The 20005-nt window shown below is 44.0% G+C and carries 22 protein-coding genes; all 22 read right to left on the bottom strand.

Annotation, left to right across the window (positions count from 1 at the left end; all coding sequences use genetic code 11):
• Position 1: 1 nt before the first annotated feature.
• The 22 genes from flhA to fliF all read right to left on the bottom strand — a co-directional run bounded on the left by flhA (position 2) and on the right by fliF (position 19965).
• Positions 2 to 2068 carry a flagellar biosynthesis protein FlhA gene (gene flhA / locus SCACP_RS08330; RefSeq protein ID WP_425060873.1) on the bottom strand — a complete coding sequence of 689 codons (2067 nt, stop codon included), beginning with the start codon at positions 2066 to 2068 and terminating at the stop codon, positions 2 to 4.
• Positions 2069 to 2087: 19 nt separating this feature from the next.
• Positions 2088 to 3233: a flagellar biosynthesis protein FlhB gene (gene flhB / locus SCACP_RS08325; RefSeq protein ID WP_425060872.1), complete on the bottom strand. Its 1146-nt coding sequence runs from the start codon at positions 3231 to 3233 to the stop codon at positions 2088 to 2090.
• Positions 3175 to 3906 carry a flagellar biosynthetic protein FliR gene (fliR, locus tag SCACP_RS08320; RefSeq protein ID WP_425060871.1) on the bottom strand — a complete coding sequence of 244 codons (732 nt, stop codon included), beginning with the start codon at positions 3904 to 3906 and terminating at the stop codon, positions 3175 to 3177. Before fliR ends, flhB begins: the two co-directional genes overlap by 59 nt.
• 107 nt (positions 3907 to 4013) lie before the next feature.
• Positions 4014 to 4283: a flagellar biosynthesis protein FliQ gene (fliQ, locus tag SCACP_RS08315; protein ID WP_425060870.1), complete on the bottom strand. Its 270-nt coding sequence runs from the start codon at positions 4281 to 4283 to the stop codon at positions 4014 to 4016.
• Positions 4284 to 4299: 16 nt separating this feature from the next.
• A complete protein-coding gene (gene fliP / locus SCACP_RS08310; RefSeq protein ID WP_425061358.1) occupies positions 4300 to 5034 on the bottom strand; it encodes a flagellar type III secretion system pore protein FliP in 735 nt (244 codons plus the stop codon).
• A gap of 53 nt (positions 5035 to 5087) precedes the next feature.
• On the bottom strand, positions 5088 to 5660 hold the full coding sequence (fliO, locus tag SCACP_RS08305; RefSeq protein ID WP_425060869.1) for a flagellar biosynthetic protein FliO: 573 nt from the start codon (positions 5658 to 5660) through the stop codon (positions 5088 to 5090).
• 18 nt (positions 5661 to 5678) lie between these two features.
• Positions 5679 to 6041: a response regulator gene (locus SCACP_RS08300; RefSeq protein ID WP_425060868.1), complete on the bottom strand. Its 363-nt coding sequence runs from the start codon at positions 6039 to 6041 to the stop codon at positions 5679 to 5681.
• Between the two features lie 43 nt (positions 6042 to 6084).
• On the bottom strand, positions 6085 to 7206 hold the full coding sequence (fliY, locus tag SCACP_RS08295) for a flagellar motor switch phosphatase FliY (RefSeq protein ID WP_425061357.1): 1122 nt from the start codon (positions 7204 to 7206) through the stop codon (positions 6085 to 6087).
• Entirely contained in the window at positions 7199 to 8203 is a 1005-nt protein-coding gene (fliM, locus tag SCACP_RS08290) for a flagellar motor switch protein FliM (RefSeq protein WP_425060867.1), read from the bottom strand. The genes fliY and fliM overlap by 8 nt, the downstream gene beginning before the upstream one ends.
• Positions 8204 to 8301: 98 nt before the next feature.
• Positions 8302 to 8781 (bottom strand): flagellar basal body-associated FliL family protein, encoded by a 480-nt coding sequence (locus tag SCACP_RS08285; protein ID WP_425060866.1) that lies wholly within the window; start codon positions 8779 to 8781, stop codon positions 8302 to 8304.
• 85 nt (positions 8782 to 8866) lie between these two features.
• Positions 8867 to 9064, bottom strand: coding sequence for a flagellar FlbD family protein (locus tag SCACP_RS08280; RefSeq protein WP_425060865.1), 198 nt, complete (start codon positions 9062 to 9064; stop codon positions 8867 to 8869).
• Between the two features lie 74 nt (positions 9065 to 9138).
• Positions 9139 to 10767 carry a flagellar hook protein FlgE gene (locus SCACP_RS08275; RefSeq protein ID WP_425060864.1) on the bottom strand — a complete coding sequence of 543 codons (1629 nt, stop codon included), beginning with the start codon at positions 10765 to 10767 and terminating at the stop codon, positions 9139 to 9141.
• Between the two features lie 87 nt (positions 10768 to 10854).
• Positions 10855 to 11256 carry a TIGR02530 family flagellar biosynthesis protein gene (locus tag SCACP_RS08270; protein WP_425060863.1) on the bottom strand — a complete coding sequence of 134 codons (402 nt, stop codon included), beginning with the start codon at positions 11254 to 11256 and terminating at the stop codon, positions 10855 to 10857.
• A 4-nt stretch (positions 11257 to 11260) separates the two neighbouring features.
• Positions 11261 to 11668 carry a flagellar hook assembly protein FlgD gene (gene flgD / locus SCACP_RS08265; protein ID WP_425060862.1) on the bottom strand — a complete coding sequence of 136 codons (408 nt, stop codon included), beginning with the start codon at positions 11666 to 11668 and terminating at the stop codon, positions 11261 to 11263.
• A 19-nt stretch (positions 11669 to 11687) separates the two neighbouring features.
• A complete protein-coding gene (locus SCACP_RS08260) occupies positions 11688 to 13643 on the bottom strand; it encodes a flagellar hook-length control protein FliK (protein ID WP_425060861.1) in 1956 nt (651 codons plus the stop codon).
• Between the two features lie 37 nt (positions 13644 to 13680).
• On the bottom strand, positions 13681 to 14307 hold the full coding sequence (locus tag SCACP_RS08255; RefSeq protein WP_425060860.1) for a MotE family protein: 627 nt from the start codon (positions 14305 to 14307) through the stop codon (positions 13681 to 13683).
• A 14-nt stretch (positions 14308 to 14321) separates the two neighbouring features.
• The gene (locus tag SCACP_RS08250) at positions 14322 to 14867 is read right to left on the bottom strand and encodes a lytic transglycosylase domain-containing protein (protein WP_425060859.1); all 546 of its coding nucleotides are present in this window, start codon (positions 14865 to 14867) and stop codon (positions 14322 to 14324) included.
• Positions 14867 to 15325, bottom strand: a complete 459-nt coding sequence (fliJ, locus tag SCACP_RS08245) for a flagellar export protein FliJ (RefSeq protein WP_425060858.1) — start codon at positions 15323 to 15325, stop codon at positions 14867 to 14869. The genes SCACP_RS08250 and fliJ overlap by 1 nt, the downstream gene beginning before the upstream one ends.
• 21 nt (positions 15326 to 15346) lie before the next feature.
• Positions 15347 to 16663, bottom strand: a complete 1317-nt coding sequence (gene fliI, locus SCACP_RS08240) for a flagellar protein export ATPase FliI (protein WP_425060857.1) — start codon at positions 16661 to 16663, stop codon at positions 15347 to 15349.
• Positions 16660 to 17394, bottom strand: a complete 735-nt coding sequence (locus SCACP_RS08235; protein WP_425060856.1) for a FliH/SctL family protein — start codon at positions 17392 to 17394, stop codon at positions 16660 to 16662. The genes fliI and SCACP_RS08235 overlap by 4 nt, the downstream gene beginning before the upstream one ends.
• The gene (fliG, locus tag SCACP_RS08230; RefSeq protein WP_425060855.1) at positions 17387 to 18397 is read right to left on the bottom strand and encodes a flagellar motor switch protein FliG; all 1011 of its coding nucleotides are present in this window, start codon (positions 18395 to 18397) and stop codon (positions 17387 to 17389) included. Before fliG ends, SCACP_RS08235 begins: the two co-directional genes overlap by 8 nt.
• 17 nt (positions 18398 to 18414) lie before the next feature.
• A complete protein-coding gene (gene fliF / locus SCACP_RS08225) occupies positions 18415 to 19965 on the bottom strand; it encodes a flagellar basal-body MS-ring/collar protein FliF (RefSeq protein WP_425060854.1) in 1551 nt (516 codons plus the stop codon).
• Between the last annotated feature and the right edge of the window lie 40 nt (positions 19966 to 20005).

The following is a 20005-nucleotide window of genomic DNA, read 5'->3' as shown; positions in this document are numbered from 1 at the left end:
GCTACAATCTCACCATCCCTAGTGCCTGCACTTCAGTTTTGGCTTCGAGTTCAGCATATGACAAAACTGCTAAATTTGGCGCCACACGTTCTGTCAACTTACGAAAATATAGTCTGGCGCCTGGGCTTGTAAGAACTACCGGCTGATAGCCCATATTAGTTAGTTTAGGAAGTTCATTGGTAAGGCTTTTTATGACAGCCTGCACCATTTGTGGCTCTAATCCGACATATGAGCCTTGTTCAGTTCGTTGCACAGAATTAACAATTGTATTTTCGAGCTGCGGGTCAACAGTAAGACACGTCAAAATATTGTTATTAACAAATTGCCGGGATATTTGACGAGCCAGCGCGTGACGAACATACTCAGTCAAAATCTCAGTGTCTTTAGTTAATTGAGCATAATCAGCCAGTGTTTCGAAAATGGTCACCAAGTCTCTAATAGATACTTTTTCCCGCAATAAATTACCAAGTACTTTTTGAATTTCTCCTAGCGACATAAGGTTTGGCGTTAATTCATCAACAACTGCTGTATTGTTCTGCTTAACAGATTCGATTAAAGTCTGTACTTCTTGGCGACCCAGAATCTCAGCCGCATGCAATTTAATAATCTCAGTTAGATGTGTCGCCAATACTGACACAGGGTCAACCACAGTGTAGCCGGCAAGCTCCGCTTGCTCACGATAAGCTTCCTGAATCCATAGTGCAGGCAGACCAAAAGCCGGTTCGACAGTTTCAATGCCTGGTACCGTCTCAAAGACTGAACCTGAATCCATAGCCAAGAAGTGATCAAGCATCAATTCACCTCTTGCAATTTCAATACCTTTTAGCTTTATTACATAGACATTAGGTTTAAGTTGAATATTATCGCGAATCCGGATGGTTGGAACTATTAGTCCAAGTTCCAACGCGCATTGACGGCGAATCATAACCACCCTGTCCAATAAATCTCCCCCCTGGCTGACATCAACCAAGGGAATTAAACTGTAACCAATCTCAAGTTCCATAGGATCGACCTGCAGTAAAGAAACAATATTTTCCGGTTTGCGCACTTCTGCTTTTTCCTTTTCTTCCTGCTGCGACATTTCCATCTGAACCTCGGACTGTTGAGTTTTGATAAGGGCATAACCGATCCCTCCCGTTATAATGCTAAGGAGAAAAAATGGTATGCCCGGCAACTCGGGAATAATGCCTAGTATGGCTAATACACCGGAGGCTATAAAGAATACACGGGGATTGGTGATTATCTGACTGGTAATGTCTTTGCCCAAGTTAGCTTCAGAAGCCGCCCTGGTTACGACAATACCGGTAGCTGTCGAAATTAACAATGCCGGTATCTGATTAACCAGCCCCTCGCCAACAGTTAACAGGGTATAAGTATGCAGCGCCTGCACAACATCCAAATTACGCTGCAGCATGCCAATAACAAAGCCGCCGACAATATTAATCACTATAATAATAATTGCAGCAATAGCATCGCCTTTAACAAACTTGCTCGCACCGTCCATTGCGCCATAGAAGTCAGCTTCCCGCTGGATGTTCTTCCGGCGTTCCCGGGCTTCTTTATCACTAATAAGGCCGGCGTTAAGGTCAGCGTCAATACTCATCTGCTTTCCGGGCATAGCATCCAATGTAAACCGGGCCGCAACTTCGGCAACCCGTTCGGCGCCTCTGGTAATTACAATAAATTGAATAATAATTAAAATAATAAATACTATAAAGCCAACCACGGCGTTACCGCCAACTACGAAATTACCGAAAGCGGCAATTACTTCCCCGGCATGGCCGTCAAGCAAAATAAGACGGGTTGAGGAGACATTAAGCGCCAGCCGGAATAACGTAGTTATTAAAAGTAGTGATGGAAATACGGAAAACTCCAAAGGCTCTACATTATAGATGGCTACCATTACAATAATTAAGGCTAAAGTAATGTTAAGTGTTAATAGCAAATCTAAAAGCAGCGCCGGTAGCGGGATAATCATCATTACTACAATAGTAATAATGGCCACCGCTATGAGAATATCACTGTATTTTGCCAGACCTGCAAACAGCGTTGGTTGTTGAGCAGCCATTATTTATTCGCTCCTTCAACTAGGACAGGCGTTTTTTTAAGCGATATACATAAGCCAGTACTTCTGCAACCGCCTGGTACAATTCGGGTGGAATAGCATCACCAATTTGTACAACCGGATACAATGCACGAGCCAGCGGTTTGTTTTCCACCACTGCCACCCTATTTTCCCGCGCAACTTGTTTAATTCGCTCAGCCAGAAAATCTTGGCCCTTAGCCAAAACTACCGGGGCTGACATAGTCTTGTCATATTTTAAAGCTATAGCCAAATGAGTAGGGTTGGTAACTACGACGTCCGCCTTAGGTATTTCCTGCATCATCCGGCGCATGGCAATAGCCCGCTGCTTTTCCTTAATTTTCCCTTTGATTTGTGGGTTGCCCTCAGTCTGCTTAAATTCTTCCTTTACTTCTTGCTTAGACATTTTAAGACTCTGGTTGTGCTCCCACCATTGGTAAAAATAGTCAAAAGCAGCCAGGACCAGCATTACGCTAAGAATTTGAAATGCTAAATCAATTATTAAAGAACCGGCTAATTTAAGGGAATCTATCAACTCCATACTAATAAATTTAGGAATAGCATCTGTCTCGATAATCGCAAACCGGTAAATAAAGTAACCGATAATGGTCACCTTAAAAAGAGCCTTTAAAAGTTCAACAAGCGATCGCTTAGAAAACAGCCGCTGGAAGCCAGATAAAGGATCAATCTTATTAAAATTCGGCATTAATGTTTCAGTCGAAAAAATAAAGCCAACTTGCATGTAGTTAATAGCCAGCGATGTTACCAAAATAACCAAAAGAACAGGCAATACTGTTTTTAAAAGAACTAGACTCAAGTTTAGAAATAATATTTGAACAGAGTTAATGGTAAAATCTGTTGTAGTCAAAGTAGAAAATATTTCCGTCATATAGCCTGCTAATTCTAAATATAAATTAGCCCCCAACAGCTTGAGTGTATAGAAAGCAGCCAAGATTACAAATACTGCACTAATTTCCGTACTTTTGGCCACTTGTCCTTTTTTCTTGGCTTCTTCTTTACGTTTAGGAGTAGCTTCCTCTGTTTTTTCGCCGCTAAACAACTGCAAATCGAAGCCAGCCAATTTATACCGGCTATCTGTCGATTGGTGCGAAGCCATCCAGAAGGCGATAAATATCATGGAAAGCGCCACTGAAAATTACCTCCAAAAAACCTATATAAAATGGTAAAGCCAAAGATAGTACAAAAATGCCGACAATGATCTTGCCCGGCACGCCAACAACAAAAATATTCATCTGAGGCATGGTACGCGCCAAAATACCCAGTGCCACATCGGTAAGCACTAAAGACACCAATACCGGTAGGCTAATTTTAAATGCGACTATAAAAATACCGGCAACCATATCAACTACGATGTTTGACATATTAGGACTAAATACTCCCTTAGTTACCGGGACAAGTTTAAAACTGTAAAACACAGCCGACAGAAAAATATGGTGGCTATTGGTCGCCAAAAATACTACCAATGCCAAAATGTATTTAAAATTGCCGACAAGCGGAACCTGCTGGCCAAATTGAGGATCCATAACATTGACAATGCCAAACCCAATCTGGGTATCTAAAAGTGAGCCAGCCATCTGTATTCCGTAAAAAACAAACGAACAGGCAAATCCCAAGATTAAACCAATTAAAAACTCGCCAGCAACTAACGCCACATAAGGCAGCAAAGCATCTGGAACAATAATATTGGGCCGGACTAAAAGCGGCAATAAAATATAGGATAAAATCAAAGACAGTCCGGCTTTGACCATTACCGGAATGTTGCGGGCGCCAAATACAGGAGCTGACGAAAAAAGCCCGCTCATTCGTGCAAAAATTAGTAGAAAAAAACCTATCTGGCTTTGCATTAAAGTAAAAAGATCCAATATTTTTACCACCTATTCTAATTATAAACTGTTCGGCCTCCTTTCGACTAGCGTATCATATTCGGCAAATTTATAAATATTTCTCGAGTATAATCAACAACTAAACTAAGCATCCAAGGTCCAAATACCAATACAGCAACAAAGACGGCGATAATTTTCGGTATAAAAGCAAGCGACTGTTCCTGTATTTGCGTCGTGGCCTGGAATATGCTTACCAAGACACCAACTATCAGGCCAAGCCCAAGCATAGGGGCTGATACTAGCATAACCATGGTTAACGCCTCCCTGCCAATCTGGATGGCCGTATCTCCCGACATAAACCTCCCCCTTTTTTTAATTAAAACTGGTAACTAATGACCGGATAATCAAATGCCAGCCATCTACCAGTATAAATAATAAAATTTTGAATGGCAGCGATATCATTACTGGTGGCACCATCATCATCCCCATAGCCATTAAGGTACTGGCGACTACCATATCAATTACAATAAACGGAATATATATTAAAAAGCCAATTTGAAAAGCTGTTTTTAGTTCACTAATGATAAAGGCCGGAATTAATACCGATGTTGGAACATCTTCAGGCGAATTAGGACGTGGCGTTTCCGACAAATTTACAAACAGAGCCAAGTCATTCTCGCGGGTCTGCTTAAACATAAACTCGCGCATGGGTTTCATTGCCTCTGTGATTGCTGTCTCCTGATCTATTGTCCCGGCAAGCATAGGCTGCAATGCATTCTTATTAACCTGATCGAAGTATGGTGACATTGTAAAAAAAGTCAGAAACAAAGCCAGTCCGACCAAAATCTGGTTTGGGGGCATTTGCTGTGTTGCCAAGGCGCTGCGCAGGAAGGACAGTACCACGATAATTCTCGTAAATGATGTCATCATGACTAGAATAGACGGGGCAAGCGACAGCACCGTTAAAGTCAACAAAACCTGCAGACTCAAGGCAACATCCTTAGGATTATTGGCCTGTTCAACACCGATGTTGATATTGGGGATAGGGATTAGCGGTGCTGCCCCGGCCACCGCTGGAAAACAAATTATCAAAGCTGCAGCCACCAAAAAAACACGGTGTTTCCATAATTTTAAATATATAACATCTCGTGACACCCTATTTACCTCTTCCTATTGTCGTTCTCATGCTCCTTCTCGTTTATTTCATGAGTGTCTGACCCGAAAACAGCAGGAAATTTTTTAGGCATCTGTTTAAGCAAAACAAGCTGGCGATGAAAAACGGTATCAAATTGTTCGGATGGCAAGCCGGAATTTTTTACAGCGTTTAATTGATCAATATCCGCTTGGGATGTAATATCTTGTAATAGTGTAATATTGTGTTCGGTAACCCCTAAAACCATAAATTTTCCAGCTATTTCCACTACATAGATGGCACGATTGGGGCCTAAAGCCAAGGTGGCATGAATTTTACCGCTTCCAAATCCTCCGGGCCCAGCCATCTTGTGTGCGAAAAAACGGGAAGTAAAATATGCAAGACCAAGAACTAGGAGAAAAGTTACTATTAGCGATATAACATAGCCACCTGTCACAAGCCAAGAAGATGTTGTTGGTTGCGGTTCCTGGTATTTCAGGTATTCACCGGGTTCGCCGGCAGCCAAAACCTGGACGGTTAATAATGATAAAGCACTAATAACCGCTAAACTACTGCCGAAAAAGTGTAAATTATTGCGCATCGAATGGTATGGTCCTGTCTAGCCGACCGCTTTGCGCACAGCTTCGAGCACGCGATCAGGTTGGAATGGCTTTACAATAAAGTCACGGGCGCCTGATTGAATTGCTTCGATAACCATTGCCTGTTGCCCCATGGCACTACACATAATAATTTTCGCACCCGGATCAATTTTTTTAATTTGTTTTACGGCAGTAATTCCATCCATTTCCGGCATAGTGATATCCATAGTAGTCAAATCAGGTTTAAGCTCCTGATATTTTTCAACTGCCTTCAGGCCGTTTTCCGCTTCACCAATAATTTCATAGCCGTTTTTGGATAAAATATCTTTAATCATCATTCTCATAAATGCAGCATCGTCGACAATTAAAACTTTAATGGCCATTAACTTATCTCCCCTATCTCAAAATATGAATTAAAATTTACTACTACTGAAGATTATTCGCACGTTCCAACGGACTTACTATATCTGTAATTCTCACCCCGAAGTTCTCGTCGATTACCACAACTTCACCTTTGGCAATCAGCTTACCATTAACTAAAATATCTACAGGTTCGCCAGCCAACTTATCTAACTCAACAATTGAACCTGGCGTCAATTCTAAAATATCACGGATGAGTTTACGAGTCCGTCCCAATTCAACAGTGATTTGTAGCGGTACATCCATGATAAGGCCGATATTAGTGTCAGTACCAGGCGTTCCTGACGGCTTTAGCGGTGCAAACTGGACAGGTTGAACGGCAACATTTTGAACAGTCTGCTGCTTAGGTTGCGGTGCCGGCTGGGCATACGCTGGTGCAGGCGGTGGTGTAGCTACCGTTCTGGGCGAAGCGGGCTCTGCTTGCGGCGGTGGCGATGGTGGAGCTACCGGCTGTTGAACAGCCGTCATTAAATTTTCTACCATTTCCTTGGCAACATTGAGCGGCAATATTTGCATAAGTTCACTGTCAATAAGTTCTTCCACTTCCATGCGGAAAGAAACACATACCAAAGCTTCCTCACCTGAGATAACATTAGTAACGTTAGGATCTACGGCAAAATCTAACAAATTAACTTTAGGAGGAGCAATATCCACCTTCTTCTTAAAAATTGTGGATATCGAAGTTGCTGTTGAACCCATCATCTGGTTCATTGATTCACTGACAGCACTCATATACAGTTCGTTAAGTTCTGATGGCGGGTTAGTTCCATCACCGCCCATCATTAAGTCGGCAATAATAAGCGCGTCCTGTTCACGCATAGCCAAAATATTGGTACCCAATATACCTTGGGTATAGCCGACTTCAATAACCAAATACGGTAGGGGATACTGACGCTTTATTTCATTTAGAGTCGATATAGAAACCTTTGGTGTAGTAATGGATACCCGTCTTCCTAAAAGTACAGACAACGTTGTAGCAGCGGTACCCATAGAAATATTTCCAATTTCCCCCAAGGCATCTTTCTCAATGTCTGACAAATCAGGTCCAGCCGGAGATGGCGAGGCTGCCATTGGTTCGCCTCTTAATAAAGCGTCAATTTCTTCTTGTGACAGAAATCCGTCACTCATCATTATCATCTCCTTGGGAAATTACTTGAGTAATTTGTACCGCATTCTTATTGCCGACCAAACCCGGTTTACACTTAAACTTTTCCCTGTTACCAATAATTACACTTAATTCACTCTCTGCTTTAGTTTCCAGTTGTAACACATCACCCACCCCCAAATCCAAAAGCTCGCGGACGGTAACAGTAGCACACCCCAGTTCAACAACAACCGGAATGAGAGTTCTCGCCAGCTTCCGTTGGAGGGCATTCATGGTTTCTGGTGAAGATTGCTTGGCAGCTGCTGAAGCAACCCAAAACGTTGTTGTAAGCTTCGACATAATCGGTTCAAGTACCAGATATGGGATACAGATGTTAATTAAGCCTTCAGCCTGACCTATTTTGGCCTGAAGAGTAATTAACACCACCATGTCGTTAGGAGGAACAATCTGAGTAAACTGAGGATTGGTCTCCAGCGCTTCCATGCGGGGTTCAATGGCCACAACCTGTTTCCAGGCTTCCTGCATACTCTCCAAAGCCTTATTAATGACCCGTCGAATAATGGCCTCCTCGATGTCAGTCAATGAACGAGGCTTAGCGGGTGGCAAGCCTGGACCGCCGAACAGCCGGTCAATAATAGCCAAGACAATATTAGGATTTATCTCGAATATTGCATTGCCTTTGAGCGGACGCATCTGGAAAATACTGATAACGCTGGGGTTTGGCATTGACCGGATAAACTCCTCATAAGTCAGCTGGTCAACAGACGCGACATCAATATGAATTAAAGTCCTAAGATGTGCTGACAGATAGGTATTAATCAGCCGGGCAAAATTTTCATGCAACATATAAATAGTACGTATTTGATCTTTAGAAAACTTATCTGGGCGCCTAAAATCATATGTCTTGATTTTGCGCTGTTTTTCTTCCGTTTTTATTTCTTCTGCAGTTACAACACCGGTAGACAAAGCTGATAAAAGTTCGTCTATTTCGGCTTGCGACAAAACATCTGACCCTGCCAATCCTCCCCCTCCTCCGTACCAGAAATCAGTAAATTATCAAAAGTAATCTATAGTTAACTAATAGTCATTTTTATTATACTAAAATTACTGTAGTGAATCTACTGTAAAACAAAATTGGTAATATAGATATCATAGACTCGCTCTTCACCAAGAGTTTTATTTATTTCATTTTTTAATAACTCTTTAAGCTGGTCTTGTTTGGCCGGATCGAAATCTTCAATTTTTTGCGACCGCAAAACATATATAGCAGTGTCTTGAATTTTTATCTCTTCAGGCGACGGCAGCTTGCCTTCTTTGGGTGGCGCATTCTTATCAGGTTTTAGTTCCACAATTAATCCAATTTTGAGATAGCGTCCGCTATTAACACCACCAATATTGAGAATAAGACCCTCCTTGACATCGCCCAGCTTAATAAACTGTCCCGGTTCATGCTGGGCAGCTTTTTTTTCCACAGTCTTATCAGACACAACCCGGGTCGCAATCAAATACGAAATACCACCGGCTAAAATTAAACCAACCACAATCAAGATGATGACTACCATCATCGACATTTTTTTAGGTTTTTCCTCTTCAGCCACTGGCACACCTCCATTACTCCATTATTTAGCGTGTTTGATTAATGACCTGCGTGCCAACACGCAAACATTATGTTCGTGTCATTTTTTACCGCATATTTCTAAACAACGCCCGGCGATAATCCATTACTTTGCGCACCACCTCATCCATTGACTCCTCGACAATCAATTTCTTGCCACTGGTCAACGTAATGACAGTATCAGGAGTTTCTTCAATCGTTTCTATTAACTCCGCATTAACCACAAAATCGCAGCCTTGCGCTTTAAGCTTGGTAACCTTTATCATGACAGTCCCTCCTTACTATATTTCTAAAAAATAGGTAGCGGGAGGGAGGCAATCCCCCCGCTACCTTCCACTAATTACCGTTTAAGGTTGGCCAGTTCTTGCAGCATTTCGTCGGTAGTCGAAATAATCTTGGAGTTAGCCTGGAATCCGCGTTGAGTAACGATCATATTACTAAACTCTTTGGCCAAATCCACATTAGACATTTCCAGATTGCCGGGAAGAAGAGACCCGCGCCCGCCAGTCCCACTAGTACCGATTTGTGCTTCACCGGAATTGGCTGATTGCATAAAGAAGGAACTCCCGGTACGTGTCAGGCCGCCCGGGTTGGCAAAATTGGCCAAGGCCACCTGCCCCAGACTGCGTGATTGGTTGTTCGAATATGTGCCTAGAATTATACCATCCACGTTGATAGAATATTTTTGCAGCTCACCTTGGGGATAACCGTTTTGTGATTTAATCCACGCGGTGGACTTTCCGTCAGCACCGTACTGAGTAAGAGCACTCATATCTTGGCCGACGGCTAACGGATTTGCGCCGTTGTTCGTAGCAAATTTTAGATCAGGCGGATTAGGCTGGGTGGTATATGGGCTATAGGCAGCATTAGCAGTAAGGAGCGTAGGAGCACTGCTTACAGTATATGCGGGCCATGTAATGCTTGCCGTACCACCGCTGTAATCATATGTTGTTGGTAAACCCGTATATGTTACCCCTGGTCCGGCAGTCCCAATTGTGCCGCTTACCGGAGAACCGGTCCCCCCCTCTTCAGTCAGTGTATAACTCCAATTAGGCTTACTGTTTGCATCAAGGCCATTATAGGTAAACGTTATTTTTAAGGTATGCAAATTCTTATTTGCGTCAAAAACGGTGACATACTGCGTATCTTTTGAATCAGCCGTGTTATTTAAAGTGAGAGCACTAACATTGATCGTATTTGACGTAATTGAAGCAGGATCGACGATCTTCTTGCTCTGCAGAGCTCCTGTACTATCAAATGTCAGTTCACCAATGCCATTTGTTATTGATCCTGCCGTAGCATCCGGCACCGTATTATTATAAACCCACGTATTTGTACCTACTTTAGTGAAAGTGGTAGTAACTTTATGAGCTACCCCCAGAGAATCATAGACGTTAATTGTTCCTTGTACCGTACTGCCAATATGGGCGTCTGCTGCCAAATTTTCGCTGAACTCCATGGAAGTCGTTGTCAATCCGGGCATATTGATATTGGCACCGATCGAAATCGGAGTGGCCGGCGTATTGGTATTGATAATGCCGCTCGAGTTGGCTTGCCAGCCGTAAACCGTATAACCGGTACTGATATCAATAAAATTGCCGTTCGGATCAAAGTCGAAATTACCCGCCCTGGTATATAGCTGATTAGTACCATCGGAAACCATAAAAAAGCCGGAGCCGGAAATGGCTAAATCAGTCAGCCGGCCGGTAGCCTCCGGACTACCGTCGGTAAAATCAGTACTAATACTGGCCAGGCCCATGCCCAGGCCGACCTGCATCGGGTTGGTGCCGCCACGGTTGCCTTGCGCTGCCGATGCCGCCTGCAATGTCTGGCTTAACACATCCTGAAAGTTCACAGTACTGCTTTTAAAACCAACCGTATTGACGTTGGCAATATTGTTGCCGATAACATCCATGCGGGTCTGGTGATTTTTTAGACCCGACATAGCGGCAAACAAAGAACGCATCATAAATAAACGACCTCCTGATTATAAAACTTTTAAGTAAGCTGCCTCTATCAGTCGGCAGCTTGGAGGGCTTCCTTGAGAGGTCCAGCCCTAGACAATTACCGCGCTGTCAATATTGGTAAACACGTTATCTTTAATACTGGCGCCATCCATAGCCGTTATTACCGTTTTGTTTTTAACGCTTACCACAAACGCCAAGTTGTTATTCATTAAAATAAGTGATTCTTTGGCTCCTTTTTGCGCCGCTTTATTAACCGCTTGGCTGAGCTGGTTAAGTTGATTACTGTCAAGCTTAATTTGCCGGCTATTCAAACGTTGCAACGCATGTTGCGAAAACTTAACACCGGCAATTTCCTGTTGTAACAATTGCTCAAAACTAGGACCAAACGCCTGCTTGCCGGTTGCTGCTCCCGGCTGAGAACCTGTTGACTGTGCCGGTGCATTGACAGGAGATAATGGTTGATAGGGATGATAAATACGATTGTCAGCCATGTTCTTAACTTCCTTTCGGAATCTCAACAGCGCTTACTTGGCTCATTTCAATGGAGGTATCGCCAATAACAAGTTTGGGTTGTCCATTAACCAACCTTACAGCGCTTACCACTCCTGATTTTTCTTGCCCGCTATCGCTACGCCAGGTTACTTTCAGGCCGATCAAGCCACTGGCCTGAGTCATTTCCATAGTCGAGTTCATGTTCTGCATTTGTTCCAGAGTTGAAAATTGTGCCATTTGAGCGATAAACTCCTTATCCTCCATGGGTTTCATAGGATCTTGATATCTGAGCTGAGTAACTAATAGCTTCAAAAAATCATCTTTACCCAGATTATCATTTTTGGTACGGGTAGTCTGGGCAGAGTTAGCCGTACTCTGACTCGTGCCGGTCGCAGCATTTACACTAGACATATTGCACACCTCCTCCTCCTTAAATGCGGTAATCCACACCAGATTGGCTACCAAACCCGCTCATTTTACCTGGTTCAAGCTCACTCTCAACAGCCTCGATAAAACCGTCTGCCGGTTTCTTATTGGTAAACTTAACTTGCTGCTGACGTGAGCCACGGTCCTGGTCATGATTAGGCAAAAATTGGCTTAAACCAGCGTAAACAGTTACGTTTTCCACTTTTAAACCGCTATTGACCAAGTCTTGCTTAAGTTGCGGCAAAGAAGCTTCAATGATATTGCGCACTTCAGTATTGCCGGAGTGAAAGCTGGCATTTACCGTCCCATTATCTACAACAACTTTAAGGGTAAGTTCGCCAAGATGCTCAGGTTTGAGCTTGATAACCATTTCTGTGTTATTCGGTTTATTGATAATTCTTGCTTGCTCAATGATCTGGCTAATAACTTGATGAACATCGGTAGGAGGATCAGCCTGCTGCTGATGCTGAATTTCCCCAGGAATCGCCTGCTTTGCATCACTTGTAGGCAGCATTAGATTTTCCAGTCGATGAGCAAATGGGGTGGAAGATGTTCCATCAACATTATTAGCAGTTGAGTCTTTGGCAACCCCGGTTTGCGTCGACAACAAGCCTTCATCTGTTAAGCCATCTTTCTTTTCATTGCCAATAAGACTATTGTTTAAACCTTTAGCCTGCTGATTAACATTGACTAATGGGAGTTGATCTATAACTTGCCGTTCAGGCTCGTTAGTTATTCTCCCAGATGTTTTGGATGGTGACGCCGCATCGGTAGCACGACTGTTACTTACCGTTCCAGGTAACACGGATTGAGCAATGCGACTCATGGTATTAGGCTGATCTACACTGCCAACAGCCGGCGCCTTAGCACCCTCGACCTGATTTAACAATGATTCTTCAGCCGGTAAGTTACCGTTCCCCCCGCCATCAATGAAACTGCTTACATCATCAACCTGCTGATTGCCAATAATCATCAAAAGTCGGTCTTCTGCAACTTGCCGTCCAGGCTCGTCAGTTATCCTATCAAAAATTGAAGCTATTGCTGCTACATCTTTTTGGGGAATAACAACCACCTTTCCGGATAGTGTTGGGTCAGCAATGAGATTAGAGTTTGTAAGATCAGTCTCCTTCCCGGATAATGCAGTTATTCTGCTTATGTCTTTTGGGGGATTGGCAACCACTGCTCCGGATAGTGTTGGATCAGCAGTAAGATTAGGCTCGGGAAGTGGTATTTGTCCAAGACTTTTGTTCAAATTGGCGTTCAAGATCTGAACAGGTATAGCTACTTGAGGCTGAGCAGACTCTGGTATGTTGAACAACAATCTTTGATTTTGCTCAACCTGATTATTAACTACAATACTGTCACCTGCTGGGTTTAAGAAATCGGTCTGCCCTAAACTTATAGGCGTAGGACCTAAAGGTAATTCAGGCATATTGGACATAATCCTGGACTGGGTGAATGTCAGTGCGTCAATAGAAGTAGCGGAAGGTTCGGTTGTTACTGCATACTGAGCCTTAGTAGCCGGCAATAGATTGGCTGTCGGCAGAATGAAATACATTGGTGCAGCCAGTGCTGAATTGTTGATAGTTGCCAATAAATCTTGACCTGGTTGCGTCGTTGTATTAATATCGTCAGCTTTGGCTGTTTCAGCAGCCAGTATACCGGAAAACTCAGTTATCGCCTGTCCGCCGTCTGAGTTGCCGCCTTTTTTTACCAGGGCTGCTGGCATACCGGAAACAAGGGACCGATTAACCGGTTTCGTATTGGCAGAAATTATTGGTTGCACTATAGTTTGCTTCGTTTCTACTGCATCTGTTATATCAGACTGGGAAATTACACTGTTTAGTGAATCAATGAAACTAATCCCCTGCTCGCTATTTAGTTTGCCGTTGGCACTTCTATCGGCAGAAACTGATGGTATCGCCAGATTGGCTGACAACATATTAAGCGCTAAATTCATTATTTCACCTCCTTTCAAAACCAACGTAATCTATATGCTATAGGCTAGACGGCTTGGCCGGTCCTCTAAGCATATCTTGAGTCAAACGGGCGGCGCGGTTAGGGTCAAATAATGCTAAAATTTTCGCCACTTGCTCTTCATCCATTTTTCCAAAGATCGCAAGTACGGTGGCATCATCAAGTTCTTTCATGATTGCTGTAGCTTCTTCCGGTTTCATACCACCATACAACCGTGCCAGTTTGGAAATACGTTTAGCTTCCTCTTGCTGTTTTAACTTAGCCTGCTTCTCCAAATCTTCCTTAGTTATTATGTTAGGATCAGAAGGCTGAGGTATCTGTGCTACCGGCATTGATTGAGACGGAGCCTGGTTTGGTTTTGGCGGCACTGCCGGCTGAGTAGTTAAAGTATCATCTTCAATATTTACAGTTTCAAAATTGGTTTTAGGAAAGAACTTGCCAACAACCGGATATTGGGATAAGTTCATATCATTAGCTAATTTTTCCACATCAATTAACTTTAAATAAACCCCGACCGCAAAGCCTATGGCTATTAGTATCAATAAAGCTACCAGTATAGCCATACTTTTCATCACTAAGCCAGATTTAGGCTTAGATAAGGGCGGCTGTTTGGAATTGGCAGCAGGACTTTTAGTTTTTACAGCCATAGTTATAGACTCCTCTACTTGGCCAGTGACAATACTCTGGCAACATAATCGCGTGTTTCGCGGTACGGTGGAATTCCATTATAGTTTTTTACCGCTTGCGGCCCGGCATTATAGGCTGCCACAGCTTTGGTAACATCATTATCAAACATCGTGAGCATTTGTTTAAGGTAGCGAACACCGCCATCAATATTTTCGCGAGCGTCGTTAATATTTCGAATTCCCAGTGAACGGGCAGTTTCAGGCATAAGCTGCATTACGCCAACGGCTCCGGCAGGTGAAACAACATTAGGTGATAAGCCGGATTCAGCCTGCGCCACAGCCAGTGCCAATTTAGGATTAACACCATATTTGACGGCAGCCAAATAAACCATCTTGGATATATCGCCGCCTTCGGCACTAACATTAGCTGCCGCCGCTTTTATACTTACCTGTTGTTGAGCAGTTGCTGAAGCAAAGGCTGTGGCAAAATCACCTGACAGCGCAGGTTCCGGCGTAACACGCGAAAAACGCCGTTCAATATCATTAATTTTTTGAATAACTTGATTAACTCCTTGTAGCATTATAATACACTCTCCTTGTCACGTATAAAGACCTGCGTTCCAAGCTCATCAAGAATTTTTTGCTCTTCCTGCAAAAGTTCGCTATAGTATTGGTCCAAACGCTTATCCCGCAGGCTAGCAACAAGCTTTCGCTGTTTTGCAGCAGTTGTCAATTCTTCCAGGCACTCCTGGCGATAGGCTGTAGCCTTTGCAACTTGTTCTTCCTGAATGGTAATATCTCTCTTTATTTTATCGATATAATAACTACAAGTTTTAAGCGCTTCAATTGTCGAGCTGCCGGCCTGTTGCCGACGACTAAGCAAAGCAAAGTTGGCAACAAGTTTATTTTGAAGTTCACCCAGCAGTTCTTGTTCACCCTGCAAACGGCTTGTGGCCTCAGCCAGTTTGATTTGCGCCTGTTCCTCCTGCGTTTTGCGGAACTTTAACAGTGCCTCAAGGCGGAAGCGGAATTTCTTCATGGCTCACCATCCTGATAGTTGTTAGGCAACAATCATTTTTAAGCGTTCCAGTGTTTCAGGTATCGGTGTATTCTCGTATACGTCCTGTTGAAGAAAATTCTTTATTTCCCCAATAGCAGCAACGGCCTTGTCGATATTAGCACTACTGCCATGAGCGTAAGCACCGATATTAATCAGATCTTCCGCTTCACGATAAGTGGCTAATAAAGTCCGTAAGCGCTGGGCGCACTGTACATGCTCTTTATCGGTGATTTCCATCATTACCCGGCTAACACTGGCCAAAATGTCAATAGCCGGATAATGATTTTGCGCTGCCAACTCCCGCGTTAGTACAATATGACCGTCTAAAATACTGCGAACAGCATCGGCAATCGGTTCATTCATGTCGTCACCATCAACCAGCACAGTATAAATTCCCGTTATTGATCCCCGGTCGCCTGTACCTGAGCGTTCCAATAATTTGGGCAACGTAGCAAACACTGATGGGGTATACCCCCTTGTAGCCGGCGGCTCACCAATTGTCAGGCCAACTTCGCGTTGAGCCATGGCAAACCTGGTAACCGAATCCATCATAAGCATGACATCCATGCCTTGATCACGGAAATATTCGGCAATGGCCGTAGCTGTCATAGCCCCCTTAATCCTGACAAGTGCCGGCTGGTCAGAAGTAGCAACAACAACAACCGACCGTTTTAAGCCTTCTTCGCCCAAATCACGTTCAATAAACTCCCGCACCTCACGGCCGCGCTCCCCAATAAGAGCGATGATGCTAATATCGGCTTCGGTATTGCGGGCTATCATTCCCAACAAAGTGCTTTTGCCGACACCGCTACCAGCCATAATACCGATTCGCTGACCACGTCCCATGGTTAAAAGGCCATCAATTGCCCGGACACCCACGGCCAGTTTTTCGGAAATACGGCGGCGGGTCAAAGGCGGCGGCGGTGAAGTGGTAAGTGGATACTGAGTATTGCTGATTAACGGACCTTTGCCATCAATAGGATTACCAAGGCCGTCTAATACCCGCCCTAAGAGCTGTCGCCCCACACTGACTCTGAGCGTTCTGTGAGCAGATACTACTTCACAGCCCGGGCCTATGCCCTGCATCTCACCAACAGGCATTAAAAGCACCCGTTTTTCCCTGAATCCCACAACTTCAGCCGGTATGGGGTCCCTTTGGCTGCGTGGAAGAATATAGCATAATTCTCCGAGATTAACATTAGGGCCTTGAGATTCGATAACTAACCCAATAATCTGCGTAATCTTGCCGTTCAGTTTAATGGTGTCAACACTATGTATGGCTGACAAATACTTAGCAGCACTAAATACTTGGCTCATGGAAGTATTTCCTGAATGGCTTTATACACCATTTCCAGTTTAGTGTCCAGGCGGGCATCAACGGTACCCAAAGCTGTGTCAATAACACAGCCACCTGGCGCAATGGTATGGTCAGCCGACAAGCTAACGGCATGCTCCCGGCCGACCATAAGTTGCAGATCACGCTTGGCCATCAACACCATTTCATAATCCTCTGGATTAACTCTAATAACAATTTGTTCCTGGTCGCGGACTTTTGCCAAAGCTTCTTTGACGACCGGCAATATGACAGTTGGATTGTCTTCAATCTCCCTCGCTAATACCTTACGGACTATCGCAAAAGTCATTTCCACTATTTGCCGTTCAGCATCAATTATCATTTGGCAAGCTTCCTGCTCAGCTGCTTTTATAATGCGTTCGGCTTTTTCAAGAGACAATTGCATAGTTTGCTGCATTTCCGTTAACGCTGCTTGGCGGCCTTGACTAAACCCTTCCTGATACCCCTGACTAAGACCTTCATCATGAGCCTGGCGCGTTATGTCCTGAGCCCGGATTTCAGCATCAGCCAAACATTGGGCAGCTGCCGTCCGGGCTTGGGCAAGAATAGTTTCGGCTTCTTTTCGCACAGTATCCAGACAGATCTCAGGCACAATATTTTGCGGCTGTTCGCGCACCGGCTCAGGTACTGGCCGGTGCTTAATAATTACCGGCGAGTTTTTTTCAAACAACACACTTTTTATAATCTTAGACAATGATTTCGTCTCCTTTACCACGCGAAACAACTATTTCGCCTGACTCCTCAAGACGACGGATATTATTAACAATTTTTTGTTGAGCTTCCTCAACATCTCTTATACGCACAGGACCCATGTATTCAATTTCTTCACGGAGCATTTCAGCGGCACGCTTGGAAATATTCTTATAGATTTTATTGGCAACTTCACTAGATGCCGCTTTAAGCGCCAATGCCAAGTCTTTGTTGTCGATTTCCCGGAGCACAAGCTGGAGCGACCTGTCGTCCAAAAGCACAATATCTTCGAAAACAAACATACGCTTCTTGATCTCTTCGGCCAACTCGGGATTCTGCACCTCAAGATTCTCGATAATTGTTCTCTCGGTTGTCCGGTCTACCCGGTTAAGAATCTCAACGATTGAATCTACGCCGCCGGCAGCGGTAAAGTCCTGTGTTACCAGCGATGATAATTTGCGCTCCAAAATTCTTTCGACATCGCGGATAACATCGGGAGATGTACGATCCATTGTTGCAATTCGCCGGGCAACATCTACCTGACGTTCAGGCGGCAGTGCCGAAACAATAGCAGCTGACTGCTCAGGCTGAAGGTAGGCCATGATCAAGGCAATTGTCTGGGGATGCTCATTTTGTATAAAGTTGAGCAGTTGGCCAGGATCAGTTTTCCGGGCGAAGTCAAAAGGACGAATCTGCAGGCTGGTAGTCAGGCGATTAATTATCGATACCGCTTTCTCAGCTCCCAGCGCTTTTTCCAAAACTTCGCGGGCATAGTCCAAGCCCCCATTGGAAATATATTCTTTCGCTAAACACATTTGATGAAATTCGGCCATCACTTTATCTTTTTGTTCTTGTGACAATTTACGTTGATTGGCAATTTCCAGTGTTAATTTTTCAATTTCGTCTTCACGCATGTGTTTGAGAACTTGGGCTGAGATGTCAGGTCCTAAAGCGATTAATAATATTGCTGCTTTTTGTTTACCTGTCAATTCGTTTGACTGGTACATGGCCTAGACACCTCCTCTCATTCTTCCGCTAGCCAAGTCTTAATAAGCTGGGCCACATCCTCGGGCCGTGATTTCGCATATTTTTCCACTGAACTTCTTTGCTCAGCCCGTTCTTTTTCCTGAGCAGTAAGTTCTCTCTTGGCAGTTTGCAATTCTGCATCAGCGTCTGGCTGTGGCTCAACAGGAGCAACCTCAACAAATTCTTCTTCCTGCTCGCGACGGCGGGCATACAGCCGGATTAGATAAAGGATAGCGATAATAGCAATAACAATAAGTCCTACTTTAAGCATAAAGGCTTGTTGCTGTTGTCGGGCGTATTCTTCTTCCTCTTTACGTTGCTTATCAGCTTGCTCGGTGCTAAACTGTATGCTTTCCACAGCGATAGTATCACCGCGGGCCGGATTAATACCAATGGCCGAAGCTACCGTCCTGGTCAGGCTATCCTGTTGAGTTTTAGGGACTGCAGCGTCAACAAGCACGGCTACCGTTACCCGCTTGATGGAACCAGGTGTACTGATCACTTTTTCTTTGGTTTCATTTATTTCATAATTGCGGGTTACTTCTTTCTTTTCATAATTAGATTGGGAATTATTCCCGGTCACATAGCCCGGAATATTCGACGTAGTTCCCGGAACACCCCCAGGTGCTCCCGAATTGCCTTTGTAGCTTTCGTCGACTTCCTGGGAACTGCGGATAATTCCCCGGTCATCGACAACAGGTTCAAAAACTTGGCGATCAAGAGTACGCTGATCAAAGTTAAGCTCGACATTAACACGGGCGGCTGCTTTGCCAATGCCGAGCGTCTGATCAAGTAATGTTTGAATGTTCTTCTGCAGGTCTTCCTGCACCTTTTTGGTTAGTTCAAACTGGGTCATAGCCGCAGTACCAGCCATTTGCGGCGCATCCGACTGATCATTCAAAACCCTGGCAAAATTATCAACAATAGTAATGTTCTCCGGTTTTAAACCCTGAACACTATGAGCCACCAGGTTAACAATACCTTTTACCTGCTGTTGCGACAATTGGGCGGATGGTTTAAGCTTTAGCATAATAGATGCCGTTGCCGGCTTTTCACTTTTTTTGTAGAGGCTATCTTCAGGCATAACGATATGAACTCTGGCTTTTTCTACTTCGTCCATTTGCTCAATAGTCCTGGTTAGCTCTCCTTGAATAGCCTGTAGCAACTGAACCTTATTTTGAAACTCGGTTACACCAAATTTATTTTGTTCAAAGATCTCAAAGCCTTTATTTCCCCTTGGTAAACCTTGACTGGCCAAATCCAATCTAAGCCTGTGTACATCTTTAGATGACACTAAAATGTCAGTGCCGTTACTGCCAGTTTGAACCTCATACGGAACCTTCATCTCTTTGAGTTTTGCAGTAACTTTACCTGCATCTTCAGCTTCAAGAGTAGTAAACAAAGGTACATAATCAGGGCGTCCGCCCCACCAATAACTCCAAACCAAAATGGATAAAAACACAAATGCGGCCGTGCCAAGAATAATGTACCGATGTTTATTATTCAAATTTTGCCAAAGGCGCAGAGACTGTTCTTTCAAATCCGGCATGTCTCCACCCTTTCAGTTAAGGAAAATAGATACCTAGACT

It is taken from the genome of Sporomusaceae bacterium ACPt (genome assembly GCA_041428575.1).
Classification (GTDB): Bacteria; Bacillota; Negativicutes; order Sporomusales; family Sporomusaceae; genus Sporomusa_D; species Sporomusa_D carbonis.
The sequence above is the reverse complement of the archived record's forward strand: the minus strand, read 5'-3'. Positions and strand labels throughout refer to the sequence as shown.